Source organism: Aeromicrobium massiliense JC14, assembly GCF_000312105.1.
Lineage (GTDB): Bacteria > Actinomycetota > Actinomycetes > Propionibacteriales > Nocardioidaceae > Aeromicrobium > Aeromicrobium massiliense.
Genome location: NZ_HE978636.1, coordinates 1,275,767 through 1,289,651, shown reverse-complemented (window position 1 = coordinate 1,289,651; position 13,885 = coordinate 1,275,767). Strand labels below are relative to the sequence as shown.

Annotated in this window: 6 protein-coding genes; all 6 read right to left on the bottom strand. The window is 70.2% G+C overall.

Translation table 11 applies throughout. From position 1 onward, the window contains the following. Positions 1–286: 286 nt before the first annotated feature. The 6 genes from HGAM_RS06545 to HGAM_RS20280 all read right to left on the bottom strand — a co-directional run bounded on the left by HGAM_RS06545 (position 287) and on the right by HGAM_RS20280 (position 13,883). The gene (locus tag HGAM_RS06545; protein WP_020693372.1) at positions 287–2,482 is read right to left on the bottom strand and encodes an Ig-like domain-containing protein; all 2,196 of its coding nucleotides are present in this window, start codon (positions 2,480–2,482) and stop codon (positions 287–289) included. A gap of 116 nt (positions 2,483–2,598) precedes the next feature. Then, complete coding sequence (locus tag HGAM_RS20285; RefSeq protein ID WP_020693373.1) at positions 2,599–3,735, bottom strand: Ig-like domain repeat protein; 1,137 nt, start codon at positions 3,733–3,735, stop codon at positions 2,599–2,601. Between the two features lie 290 nt (positions 3,736–4,025). Continuing rightward, positions 4,026–10,994 carry an Ig-like domain repeat protein gene (locus tag HGAM_RS06530; RefSeq protein ID WP_019144674.1) on the bottom strand — a complete coding sequence of 2,323 codons (6,969 nt, stop codon included), beginning with the start codon at positions 10,992–10,994 and terminating at the stop codon, positions 4,026–4,028. A gap of 207 nt (positions 10,995–11,201) precedes the next feature. Further along, complete coding sequence (locus HGAM_RS06525) at positions 11,202–11,885, bottom strand: hypothetical protein (protein ID WP_019144673.1); 684 nt, start codon at positions 11,883–11,885, stop codon at positions 11,202–11,204. A 96-nt stretch (positions 11,886–11,981) separates the two neighbouring features. Then, a complete protein-coding gene (locus tag HGAM_RS18105) occupies positions 11,982–12,557 on the bottom strand; it encodes a helix-turn-helix transcriptional regulator (protein ID WP_019144672.1) in 576 nt (191 codons plus the stop codon). A 111-nt stretch (positions 12,558–12,668) separates the two neighbouring features. Next, complete coding sequence (locus HGAM_RS20280; RefSeq protein WP_019144671.1) at positions 12,669–13,883, bottom strand: hypothetical protein; 1,215 nt, start codon at positions 13,881–13,883, stop codon at positions 12,669–12,671. Between the last annotated feature and the right edge of the window lie 2 nt (positions 13,884–13,885).

Genomic DNA, 13,885 nt, shown 5'->3' with positions numbered 1-13,885 from the left:
ACTTGCCGACCAGGCGTGGCGGATCCCTCACGGGATCCGCCACGCTGTCGTTCCAGGGCGACCCGGTCGCGCCCTCGTCGAGGAGCAGGGACCATGCCGTCCTCGCGAGCCCTCGGCACCCAGGAGCACCCGGGCGATGGATCCCACGCCGCGGTCTCGCACTGCTCCGCCGCAATCCCGGTCCCCCGGCGACCGGAGGGGCGGCGTTCGACCGGACAGCAGGACATGAGGCCCGCACCCGGCAGGATGCGGACCTCATGTAGCCACGATGGTCGGAGACGGTGGCCTACCGGACGGCCAGCACCCGCCGACCGGTCGCCCCGTTGATCTGGGCGCTGCCGGAGTACGTCACGGTCAGGGTCCGCTTGCCCCTGGGAAGTCCCTTGATCGTGATCACGCGCAGGCCGCGGTCCCGCGCAGTGAGCGTGGCGACGCCCACGATCTTCGACCCGCTCCGCACGGTCACCCGTCCCGTCGGCACCACGCCGGCGGCCGACACGCGGACCGAGATCTTGGCCTTGCGCTTCGCCGTGATCCTTCCCCGTGGCGCCAGCGCGACCTTCGAGCGAGCCTTGGCCACTCCGAGCCGAGCGGACACCGAGCGCGAGCCGACGTGACCCGAACCGGCGAAGACGACCGTGTAGGCGCGGGTTCCGGCTCGACGCGGCGCCAGCGGCACACGCACGGTGCCCCGACTCGCGCCCGTCAGCGTGCCGCGGCCCACGATCGTGCTGCCGTCCTTGACAGTCACGCCACCCGCCGGTGTCAGGCCCGGCGCCGTCACCGTGACGGCCAGCTCACCCCGCGAGCCGACCACCAGGGAGCGGGTCACGCGGGCGCTGAGCGTCGGCGACGCCTTGGCGACCGTGACCTGAAGGGTCGTCGCGGCTGGCGCGACGTTCGTCGACCCGGCGAGCTCCACACGGAGCGTGCGCGAGCCCGACGGACGCGCGGACACCGGGACACGCACGGTCCCGCGATCGGTGCTGCGCAGCTCCGCTCGGCCGACGACCTGCGTGCCGTCCTTGACCGTCACCGTCCCGGTCGGCACTGCTGCCGCGCTGGCGACCGAGACCGTCAGGGCTCCGGACCGTCCCGCCGTGAACGACCCCGCCGGCTTGGCGGACACGGTGGCCGGGTGCCGCACGCTCACGCTCATGGGCGCGGAGAACGCGGAACGCAACGCGTCAGTACCGGCGAAGTAGGCCCGCAGGGCGTGGGCACCCGCACCCAGACCGACGACGTCGACAGTTCCCTTGGCTCCGCCCTTGCCATCGACGAGGCGGCCCGTCCCGACCAACCGCTCGCCGTCCAGCACGTGCACGGTGCCGCCGGAGTGGTCGGTCATCGAGACCGTGACCGGCACCGGCCGGCCCACGATCGTCGCGGCCGGGGCGCTGGCAACGAGGCCCGTCACGCCGAACCTAGGTTGAGGCGCGGCACCGCTCAGCACGATCGGGTCGAGCGGGGTCGGAAGCTGGTCGTCGATGTAGATGTCGTCGGTCGAGGCCAGGGACGTGCCGTTGTGGTACCAGCGGTCACGGAAGACTCCCGTGGTGTCGACGACCTCGAGTCGCCAGCGGCCGGTGGGGATGTCCGTGATCACGAAGCTGCCGCCAGGCGCCACCTCGGTGCCGCTCATCCAGCGGGTCCATCCCTCGGTCCGCAGCATCCACCCCTGCACCCGCAGCTTCGTCACGTCACCCCCTCCGGCGATCTGGACGGTGCCGCGCAGCGTCGGCCGGTGCTGCGGCGTGATCTGCAGCCGGGTCGGGTCGCCTGCCGCCAGGGCGACGACCCGCGCGGCGCTCTTCTTCCTCGCGTTCCCGAGATAGGTGTGGACGTAGTCCTGGTTGCTGTCGGGCCGAAAGGCGAAGGTGAGGGGAAGCCCCGGCGGCAACGCATAGAAGTCCGAGCTGCCCTCGTCGACGAAGGTCGACACGGTCGTCTCCGCGGGCTGACCCTCCGTGCGCAACGGGTTCGGGAACGTCGCCAGGCCGGTCCACGATCCGTCCTTCCACGCCTCGTTGGTCATCTTGACGAACGCGACGGCGGCTCGCTGACGGCGCACGTCGAGGTCACGCACGACGCCGTCGTTGGCGGTCACCTGCACGCGCGAAGCCTTGCTGGGATCAGGCGTGCCGGTCGAGGTGGCGTCGTAGAACGTGCGTGTCGTGCCGTCCCGAGAGTCCCACGAGCCGGTGTCGAACACGTACGTACCGGTTGGCAGGCCTCGAAACGCACAGGTCTCGGCCGCCACGTCCACCTGGCAGGTCTGGCGGTGACGGACGTACTCCGCGCCGTCCGCGCCCTGGTAGACCTCCCACGCCTGGGCGGAGCCGGTCAAGGCCACGCTGCCGTCGGGCTGTCGCACCGTCATGACCACCTCGAGCGGCTCGGCCGCGTTGGCGGGCGCATGGAGCGTACCACCGAGCAGCGCACCACCGAGGGCAAGGGCGAAAGGCACCAGAAGTCGGCGCATGAGCAGCCTCCGAACACGCAGGACAGGACGACCGGACGCTACGCGCGTTCTCCCGTCAGCGGCCCCCTCGCTTCTGGGAGGACGGTGGAGCGCGCGATCAGGGTGCCCGCGACGCCCTAGCGGCGCGTGACCTTCAGTCGGCGCACCGGCGACGCGGAGGGTCGGTGCACGCGCACGTCTGCCGGCCGGTACACCGCCTTCACGCGGTGGACGCCGACCTTGAGCCGCCGGCTGAACGTGTAGCGCGCCACGCCGTGCCTCAGCACGAGCGTCCGCAGCCTCCGGCGTCCGTCGTAGAGGGTGACCGTGCCCGACGCACGGCCGCTGACCACGACGGCGGCCCTCGCCGGCTTGCTCCGGCCGCGCACCATGGCCGTCCGCGAAAGCCTCAACGCCGTGCGTGTGGTGCGGGCCGGCGGGCGCAGCACGCGCAGCGTCGCGCTCGAGGCGCTCGACGCGTGACGCGCCGTGTCCAGGGGGCGGAAGGTCGCGCGCAGGGTGTGCGTGCCGATCGACAACGACGCGGGGATCACGAACGTCGCCCTTCCGTTCCGTTGGGTGACTCGTCCGATCTCGCGGGTGCCGTCGGAGACGAGCACGACACCGGGCACCGCGGGGGCTGTGGTGACCGTGGCCGTCACGGGTTCCCGCCCTGCGGTGCGTGACGCCCGCGAGAGCGACAGGGTCGTCCGCGTGGGGTCGGGCGTGGTCGCGACCGGCCCGATACGGAGTCGACGGTCGTCGAGGCTGGCCTGGGCGTTGGCGACGTGCCGCCTCGTGATGACACCGCCGTTGACGTAGACCGGGCCGGACCATCCGAGCGCACTCGTCTTGACCTGCAGGGTGATCGCCCCGCCGACGCGAGAGACGGAGACCGCAGTGGAGGGAAGCTGCCGGACCGAACCCTTCAGCATCGTGGCACCGCGGACGTTCCAGCGGTTTTCCCCGATCGCGGCGTCGAGGCGAGTGATCTCGTCGTTCACGGCGGCGTCGGGCGAGGACGCGAGCTCGGCGTACGCGGCGAGGTAGCCGTCGCCGTCGATGTCGACGTTTCGCGCGTCGAGCCGGACCGAGACGGACTCGGCGTTGGCGTCGAGGTGGACGCGCTCCACGGCCAGGTCAGCTGGGTCCGTGCTCGCCAAGGGGTTCGCGAAGTCGCGCTGCTGCGCCGATGCGGCCTCGGGGGCCGCGAGGGTGCTCCACGTCAGTGCGGTGGCGACGGCCCCCACGGCGACACGACGGACGAGCAGCACGGTGGCCCCCAGGGAAGTCTGCGCACGGAGGGCGAGTGTCGCGAGGGCTTGTCGTCCGGCCCGGCGGGACCGCGAGGATCACCCGCGGTCCCGCCTTCGACCGTTGAACTGAAGCCGCACCACGACCCGTGCCCCGGAGGCACGGACCCTGTTGCGAGGACGAGCATGCCTGGTCGTCGAGGACGTGCCATCCCGCGGACCTGGGGGCCGGGACCGCGGGACGCGTGGCAGGGAACGACGACGGCGCCCGTCCCCCCGAAGGGACGGGCGCCGTCGTGCCGGGTCGGCGGCTACTTCTTGACCTTCACCGCCTTGACGACCGTCTTGGCGTTGATCTGGGCGTTGCCGCTGTACACGAGCTTGAGCACGTGCTTGCCCTTCTTCAGCTTCGGCAGCTTGATCACCATCTTGTTGCCAGCCGCCAGCTTCACCACGAGCTTGCGCGTGATGCCCTTGCGACCGTCGAACACCTGGACGGTGCCCGTGGGACGCAGTCGGCCGGCCCGCAGCACCAGCGTCGCGGTGCCCTTCTTCTTCGCCGAGACCTTCCACGCCACCGCGGCGGCCGGGTTGACCTTCGGCGTGGCGCCGACGGTCACCGGGTTGCTGACCACCTTGGTGGTCACGTAGCCCGGTGCCGAGGCCGTCACGGCGACCTGGATCCGCTTGCGGGCGTACGCAGCCGTCGGCTTGAACGACGAGCGCGTCGCACCCTTGATCGGGACCCCGTTCGCCATCCACTGGGCGGTGAACCGCGGCGCCGGCTTCCAGGTGCCGACGCGCACGCTGAGCACGCCGTTCACCTTCGCCTGACCCACGATCACGGGCTTCGGCGCGAGGGTGAACTTCGCCGACGCGACCGGGGCCGTCGGACCGACGGTCACGTCCGCCGGATCGTAGCCCGGCACCGTTCCCGTGACCTTCAGCGTGATCTTCTTGCCGACCTGGGCCGGGGCGATGGTCAGCTTGTCGGCCTTGCCGATCTCCTTGCCGTCCACGATCCAGCTGTAGGCGACGACGGTGCCGGTCGGCCATGCCTCGCTCTTGGCGGTCAGCGTGGACGCGACCTGGGCGGTGCCCGTGACGGTCACCTTCGGCTTGGCCTCGAACGTGCCCTTGGCGACGCGCGCGTCGCTGGCCGGGCTGGTCGACGTGGCCGGGTCATAGCCCTCCGCCGAGCCGGAGACCGTGACGGAGACGGAGGCTCCGACGTGGGCCGGCTCCAGGGTGAAGGTCTTGGCCTTCGCCGTGTCGACCACCTGACCGTTGATCGACCAGGCGTACGTGGGCTGGATGCCCGCGGGCCAGTCGTCGTGCTTGGCGGTCAGCTCCTTGCCGACCTTCAGCTCGCCGTCGATGGTGACCGCCGGCGGGTTGTCGATCGTGCCCTTGGCCACCGCGGCCGTGGCCACGCTCGTGCTGGACGCCTCGTCATAGCCCGTGGCGGTGCCGGTCACCTTGACGGTGATCTTCTTCCCCTCGTGGGCGGGCTTGAGCGGGTACTGGTTCTTCGGCTCGGCGACGGTCTTGTCCTCCGTGCCGTCGACGAACCAGGTGTACGCCTTGTTCGCCTCGGCGGCCCAGTCACCCGGGTTAGCGGTCAGGGTCTGGCCGACCTTGGCCGTTCCCGTGATCGTGGCCGTGCCGACCTTGCTGAACTTGGCCTTGGCCACGTCGACGTTCTTGGCCGCCGAGCTCGTGCCGACCGGAGAGGTCGCACCCGGGGTGAACACGGCCTCGACCGAGTTCGTGCCGATCGCGAGCTTGTTGGCCTTGAACGAGATGTCCAGCGCCGTGGTGCCGGAGACCGAGCCGGTGGCCAGCACCTTCTCGTTCGCCGTGCCGCGGTGCAGGTACAACGTCGCGGTACCGCTCACCTGGGCCGCCGGGACCGTGGGCGAGGAGACCTCGACCTTGACCGCGACGTCCTCGTCGAACTTCACCGACGGCTTCGTGATCGTCAGCTTCGTGCTGGACGCAGCACTCGGGACCGTCACGTCGACGGTGGCCTCCGAGCTGGTCACCAGGTCGTTGCCGACGAAGACCAGGCGCACCTTGTGCGCGCCCAGGCTCAGGCCGGCCAGGTCGATCGTGCCCTTGCCGTCGGTCACGACTCCCGTCGCGGTGAGCTTCACGTCGTCGACGTAGATGTGCACGTCGCCGTCCAGATCAGCATCCAGGGCAGTCTGCGAGGAGACCGCCATGGAGACCTTCGACGTCTCTCCCACGGGGTTGGCCTGCAGGACGCTGGCCGAGGCCGTCGTCCCCGCACGCGTGACCTCGAGGTTGAACGCTCCGGTGGCACTGTCGCCGAGGAGAGCGCCGTTGCGATACGCCACGCGCAGCGTCTTGACACCGACTCCGTCGAGCTGACCCGCCGGGATGGCGACGGTGGCCTTGCCGGCCGTGACGTCGACCGCGGCGCCCACGTTCAGCCACGAGGTGCCTTCCTGGCGCTGCAGCCAGACCTTTCCGCGCCAGGCGTCCTTGCTGTCCGACTGGCGCTTGACCGACACCTCCATCTGCTGGTCGGTGCCGTACACGGCCTTCGCCGGCGCCGCCGTGACGACCCGCGTGTCCGTGCCGTGCGCCAGTGCCAGCACCGACAGAGGCGTCGTCTTGACCGTCTCGGCCTGTGCCAGGTCCGCGTTGCCGTTGTAGACCGCCTTCAGCTCGTGACCGCCGACGCTCAACGGGTCCTTCTCCGGGATGGTGACCCTCGCCGTGCCGGTCGCGTCCAGGTTGGCCGACCCGAGGTGGGTCGAGCCCTCGAACACCGACACGACACCGGTCGCCTTGGCCGGCGAGTTGGGCTTGACGGTGACCGTCGCGACCATCTGCTGACCCGAGACGAGCTGAGGCTCCTCCAGGGACATGGTGACCGCCGAACCGGCCTTGACCACGCTGAGCGGACGGTCTCCGGACTCGGACGGCGTCCGGTCGCCTGCGTACACGGCCCGCAGGAAGTAGGCGCCCTCCCCCAGGAGTGGCGTCTGCAGCTGCACGTGGCCGTTCACCAGGGTGCCGGTGACGCGCGGCACGAAGGACTTGAGCCCCGTGGCCGTCACCTCCATGAGCTCGATCGTTCCCGCCGGCGGCACCTGGCCGAGCGCGTCGACCCAGACGTCAGCCGTCGTGCGGTCCTGGCTCTCGACGCGCTCCGCACCGAGCCTCAGCGTGGTGAACGTCTTGGGGCTGGGGGGCACCACGGACAACGTCACAGCGGTCGAGCTCGAGAACCGGAACTTGTCCGATCCACCGTAGGTCGCCGTGATCTCGTGACGACCGAGCGGGAAGGTCGCCGTCGAGTACGGGAGGGTCAGCGACGCCAGACCACCCTCGTCGACCTCCTGCTTGGCGACCTCCTTGCCGTCGACCTGGACGTAGACCCAGCCCTGCGGCGTCTCGTGCCCGGGCGACTCGACCGTCACCGACACCTTCGGCGCGGTGGTCTCCACGACCTTGTTCGAGCCGTTCAGCGACACGCTCACCAGGGAGGTCTCCTTGGGAGCCGGCGCCGTGGTGTCCAGCTTGGCGTCGACGTCCTTGAAGATCTGCCCCACCTCGAGGTCGAGGCTGTCGGCCAGCTTGATGTCGGGTGCGTTGTTGTAGAACTCCGTGGCCAGGCCATGGTCCTGGTCGTCGAACTCGACGCGGTAAGTGCCGGCCGGCAGTCCGCCCAACGTGTAGGCGCCCGAGGGCATGGACCGAGCCGTCACCGGCATCAGGCTCCAGCTGTCGCCCTGCGTGGTGCTGGTCAGTCGCCAAGCACGGACGAGCACGTTGTAGACACCCTTGCCGTCCTTGGTCAGGACTCCCTGGATCTTCGACGCTCCCTTGAGAGTCATGTTGGCCGAACGGAAGTTCGCCGCCCCCGCGATGAGTGGGATGCTCAGGGTCTTGGAGTCGTCCAGGGTGCCGCCACCACCGAAGAACTGCGTGGCGAGGGTGCCGGTGCTGTCCGCCACACGGACGCGGTACTCACCGGTCGGCAGGCCGTTGAGCGACCACGAGGCCGGCTGCACGTCGGACGTGCCCAGAGGGATCTCCTTGATCGGGACGAAGCCGGACTCGAGCCCGAGCTCGCCGCCGAGGCGGTAGACCGTCACGGTCAGGTCGGCCTGCGGCGCGTCGTGATTCAGCTTGCCGCCCAGGATCGCGGACGCGGGGAGCTTCACGTCGACCCCGGTCTTGGCCTGGCCGTCGGTGAGCGCGAGCTCGGTGCCGACCGGCAGGGACGGGACGCCGCCTGCGGCGTCCTTGTCGTAGACGACCGGTGCGTACTTGCGCGCCTCGTCGACGAATCGCACCTTGAAGTCGCCGGCGGGCAGCGGGGTGATGAGGTAGTCGCCCGTCGCCGACACAGCGGCCGTCCGGACGGCGGTGTACTTCGTCTCATCACCCGTGCCGGTGCGGCGGTAGGCCACGGCCTTCACGCTCGTGAGCGAGTCCTCGCCTCCGGAGACCTTGCCACTGATGGTCGCCGCGTTGGGCATCGTGATGTTGTTGCCCTTGGAGTCGGCGGTGAGGACGGTGACCGGCGTGGCCTTCTCGACCTCGTCGGAGCTCACGTAGAACCGCTCGCGGTACACCGGGGCGGTCCGCAGGTCGGTGAAGCCGATCTTGTACGTGCCGGCCCGAAGACCGGGTCGCGCGTAGACGCCCTGGTCGGTGGTGCTGACCGGCTTGCCGAACGGCTTGAAGGTGCCGTCCACGGCCGTGTACAGCTGAGCCTGCACCTGCGCGCCGCCGCTGGCACCGGAGACCGTGCCGCCGATGACGAGACCGCGCTTGAGCGCGATCTTCTTGTTCACGTGCTTCATCGAGCTGGCAGCCACCGTGTAGGCGGTCGCGTCCGCCGCGGTGTCCGCGCCGTTCATGACGTTGTCCTTGACCCAGGTCGAGACGTAGTCGTTCTCGCCCTCGTCATTGACCCGCACCTTGTAGGTGCCGGGTCCCAGGCCCGAGAAGGAGTACGTGCCCTTGGTCGAGGTCGTGTCGTTGGTGTAGGTGAGCTGGTCGCGCACGAGCTTCGGCGGTGCATTGCGGTCCGACACCTCGTACAGGTACACGCGGAACCCGTTCAGTCCCGAGCCGGCCGTGTGGTCGAGCACGGTGCCCGAGACCTCTCCGCCCATCTCCATCAGTGGCGGGACGTCGTGCACACGCTGGGTGCTGGACTCCTGGATCGTGATCTCGGTGGCCTCCTCGATGTTCTTGGCGCCGAGGTTGTGCCACGTGCTCTTGTAGGGCGTGCCGTCCTTGGCGGTGAACTGCAGCTTGTACGCACCGGGGCCCAGGTGCTTGAAGGCGAAGCCCTCGGCGGACTTGGTCACGTCCTGCTCGGCGAGGACCCGGTAGGTCTCCTCGGTGTCCGTGCCCCAGATGCGCTTGGCCCACAGCGTCGCCTTGACCCCCGCGATGGAGATCTTCGAGTCATTGGCATCGCGGATGACGCCGCTGATCGTCGAGTCCAGCCGCAGCGTCGGCGCGAACTGCTTGACCTCACCGCGGTTGAGCGGGATGTGGGCGGCCTGGCTGAGGTGCCACGCGCGGCGCGTCGAGTCCGTCGGATCGCCGGCGTAGTGGGCGACGTGCTCCCCGATCTTGGTGCTGTCGCCGCCGTACTTCAGCGTGTACTCACCGGTGTCGAGGCCGCCGAACGAGACCTTGCCACTGAGGTCGACCGTCTTCTCGGCCTTCTTGACCCACTTCAGGCCCGTGGACGTCTCGGTCCACTGGAAGAGCTCGACCGGGGTGGTCGTGGGCGCCGGCTCGGTCTTTCCGGCCAGCCCGACGGACATCTCGAGCGTGCCGCCCTTGGGCAGCTCGATGCGCAGCGGCGAGTCCTTGCCGGCCAGCACCTCGACCGCGCTTGCGTTGCCCAGGGTGTCCGTGCCGCCGGAGTACTGGGTCATGTACGGCTCACTAGCGTTGAATCGGAGCTTGTACTCCGTGGGCGCCAGGCCGGGGATGATGAAGTCACCGTTGCTGGAGTTCGCTTCGATTTCGCGAGTGGGCTTCCACTCGACCGTGCCGTTCTCACCCGGGAACGCCTCGAACAGTGTGACGCTCCGGATCGCGCCGGTGCCGGCGGCGTCGACGGCCTTGCCGACGATGCGTCCGCCGAGGGGCATCAGGGTCTCGGGAGCCTGGGTGATCTCGCCCTTTACCACCTTGACCGTCTTGGCGTCACCCAGCCGGGCGACGCCGCCCAGGTAGGTGGTTCCGTAGGTGGTGTTGGGGACCAGGAACCGCAGGGTGTACTCGCCGACCGGCAGCTTGTCGTACTGGTACGGGACGCGCGGGTCGTACTGCTGGGTCAGCTCCGGCCGCTCGATCCAATCGGTGGTCTTGTCGTCGTTCACGACCTTCTCGACGAACTGGACGGTGCCGAGCCAGTTGGGCGCGCCCGTGGCGAAGGTCAGCTTGCCCGTGACCGCACCGGGGCCCGTGGCCAGCCTCGCGTCGTACTTGCGGCCGTCGCAGTACCCGCACGCCCATCCAAGGGTGAAGACCGTGGCGTCAGCCTCGGTGCCTGCGTCGTTGTACCACCGGCCGATGACACCCGGCACCGGGTCGTAGCGGAGCTTGTACTTGCCCGGACCCAGGTGGCGCACCATGAAGGAGACACCCGACGAGTCCGTGGGGTCCGGGCCGTAGGTCCCCACCTTCCGCCATGCCGAGGGCCCCCCGGCCAGACCGAGGTCCTCGTACAGCGTGACGGACTCAGCCGCCTTCGCACCACCGGAGACTGAGACCCAGGGTCGGATCGACGTACCGTCGTAGACCTTCTTGACCACGTGGTCGGCAGACTCCTCGCCGGCCTTGACGGTCACGACCTGCGCGTCCTTGAGGGTCCCCACGTTGCCCAGGTAGATCGGGGCGAGGCCATGCTCGTAGGCGCTGATCCGCTTGTTCTCGATCACCGAGAACCTCAGCGTGTAGTCACCGGGCGGAACGTTGACCACGCGCCAGAAGTTGTTCGGAGTCTCCACCGCCAGCTCGGGACGCTCGGTCCAGGGGTGCCCGTTCGGCATCGCCTTCTTCTCGAAGACGTCGACGCGCATGTTCGTGCCCTCGGGAATGTCCCGGGTGTCGAACCGGCCGGTGATGGCGCCGTTGCTGCTGGCCAGCGACGGCTCGGCGGCGAGCGGTGCCGCGGACGCGGACGGTGAGAAGAGTGGCATCAGCGCGAGCGCGACGAGGGCAGCGATCACGACGCTGACCGGTCGCCGCAGCGAGACAAAGGCGGGCATGGGGTCCTCCGGGGGCTTGCGTTCTCCCCTTCCCGAGACGGGAGGGGATTGCACCGTACGGACGGACGGGACGTGTGCACGTCCCCTAATCCAGGGATTCTGGGCAGTAGTCCTCGAGGGACGCCGTCGCGCCGGCACCACGACGAAGGCCCGCGCCACCTGCCGGGGACGGCGGTGGCACGGGCCTTCGAGGCGCGGCGCGACGGGTCAGCGGGCGGTCGACACCGGCACGACGCGGTAGGGCAGGGAGGACTGGAGCTGGTAGTCGCCGGGCACGCCCTCGACCTCCCACTCCGGCCAGGTCAGCGTCCGCCCATGGCTCCGGTAGAGCGCGTCGATCTCGACGAGCAGGTCGAGCAGCTCCGCTGGCGGGTCGATCCGACGACGATCGGTCGCCGTCAGGAGGGTCAGCTGCGGGTCGGCGCCCGGCCGGGCGCCGAAGGTCAGCGTCTTCTCGCCAGGCACGTCCCACGCCGGGCGCACCGCGGTCATCATCGCCCGGTAGACGAGCCCGTCGATCCGGATGCGTTCGGGACGGACCTTGTACTCGGTCGTGGCCTGCTCCAGACCGACCGCCCAGGCCCGGCTCCCGCCGACCGGCGAGCAGGTCAGCTCGACCCGACTGATCGGCACGTCCGCCCGGCTCGCCTCGGCCACGAACACGCGGAAGGCGTCGGCGCAGTCGAGCGTCCAGGCCCCGGTCACCTGCGCGGCACCGTCCTCGCGGACCAGGCCTCCGCGGATCTCGTCGGGATGGGCCGGATCGAGCACCTCGACGCGGGCGAACAGGCGCGCGGCGCCTCGCCGACCGACGACGAGCCGTTGCTCGATGCCCGCGACGAGGTCGGTCAGCTGGGGGGCCAGGCGGGCGGCGAGGAGATCAGAGGTCATGAGAAGAGGCACTTCGATGGTGGATCGGGACGGGGCCGGTGCGGTCCCGCAGCGGATGCGCCGGATCGGAGGCGCGACGGTCGTGAGCATGTCGGCTCACATGACCGCGTCGAGCCGGCTGAAGATCAGCGCGGTCAGCTGCAGCCGACTGGTCACGTGGCACTTGGCGAACACGGACTTCAGGTGGTCCTGGACCGTGTACGCGGACACGCTCAGCTCCCGGGCGATCTCCTTGGTCGACGCGCCGGTGAGCACCTCGGCGACCACCTCGACCTCGCGCCGGGTGAGCCCGAAGTCGAGCCCCAGTCGGCGCACGGCCTCCGACCGCGCCGACCGATTGAAGGTCAGGACGGCCTCGGAGGCGCCGGTCACCGAGCGACGGAAGGTCACCCGCACGATGACCCCGCGGATGGCCTGGGCCCGCAGGGGCCGGACGAGTCGGGTGTGGGTCGACTCGTAGTGGCGCCACACCTCGGCGATGAGGGCCCGGATCTGGCGCGTGGGGCACAGGTCGTGACGCAGACCGAGCGGCGTGAGGAGCGCACGAGCACCCTCGTCGGCCTGCAGGACGTCACCTCGACGGTCGACGACCAGGACGGCCTGCTCCTGCTCCCAGTCCACGTCGCTCAGAACGGACTCCTCGGCGCGTCGCGCCAGCGTTGCCATGCTCATCGGATCGTTCTCCCACTCAACCTGCCCCGAAGGCGATCTGCCTGGCCCCAGGCTCGTCGACGAGGCTTGCGGATCCCTTTCGTCCGCCTTGCGTCTCTTCCGCACGATCTGTCAGGCCGGTGACAGGGTCGCGTCGGGCTGGCGTGGATCGATCCCGGCGGCGACGACGGCTCGGGAGTCCAGGCACTCCAGGAGGGTGCGCGTCGTGCCCAGGTGACGGGGGTTGAGCATGCGCCACGACTTCCCTGCCGGCGTCGCCCACCAGATGTGCTCCACCTGCCACTGCGCGACCATGTCGTCGGTGAGCGGCGGAAGCAGCGGTGTCGCCACGGACTGCTGGTAGGTCACCATCTGCAGGGTCGTCGCGCTGATGACCGGGACGGTCGGGAAGCCCGCCCGGAACATCGCCGACACGAGCGTGCGTCCCTGATCGACCTGACCGGACTCGACGTGCCAGGTGGGTGCGCTGCCGCGGGCCAGCCAGCGCCGCATGAGCGACACCGTCGACGGGGCCAGGGACGCGGGCACCGGGACGGGCACCAGACAGTCCGACACGCGCGACGCACGGGAACGCGCCTCGGCCAGCACCGCCAGGATCTCGCTCCGGAAACGCTTCCAGCCCTCCTTCGGCTCGCGTGCCGCGTCGTCAGCGCCTCTGCGGCGGTCGCCGTCGGTCGCACGCCATGCGCCGGCGGGCGCCAGCACCCAGGCGGCGGGCGCCGCCACGTGGAGCATCGTGGATTCGTTCATCGTTGCGTTCCTTCGGTCCGCTCGCGACCGCGTGCACGATCGCGGGTCTGCCTGATCAGCTCCGCCCGCAGGGAGACGTGGTCCGTGTTGTCCCAGCGCCACACGGACGCTGCACTCGTCGACCACCACTCGCTCGTCCCCGTGCGGCACTTCTCGCCCGCCGCGCGCCCCGAGCCGCTGCACCAGGCGAGCCGTCCCCAGGTCGAGCACCGGCACGCGCGGGGCCCCGATGGCGCGCATCGCCCGGACCGCACCCCTCGAGGCGTGGAGCGTGCCGTCCAGGCCGTCCCACCGCGGCGGGTCGTGCAGGACGTACTGCTGCACGAGGGACCAGCACGCGTCGTCGAGGCTGGCGGTCAGCTCGACCCGCACCGAGCGGGACGAGAGGGCCGGGGCGGTGCGGCGAGCCAGGCGCAGCACGTCGTCGATGGTCGCCGCGACGGCCACCCAGACCTGCGGCGTGAGGGCCGGCGGCTGGCCACTGGCGGCAGGCGCGACGACGAGGCGCCGCACCACCCCCTGCGATCGCGCCCACCACCACGCCGCCGGGGTGGTCACCTCGACGACGCGCCTCATGC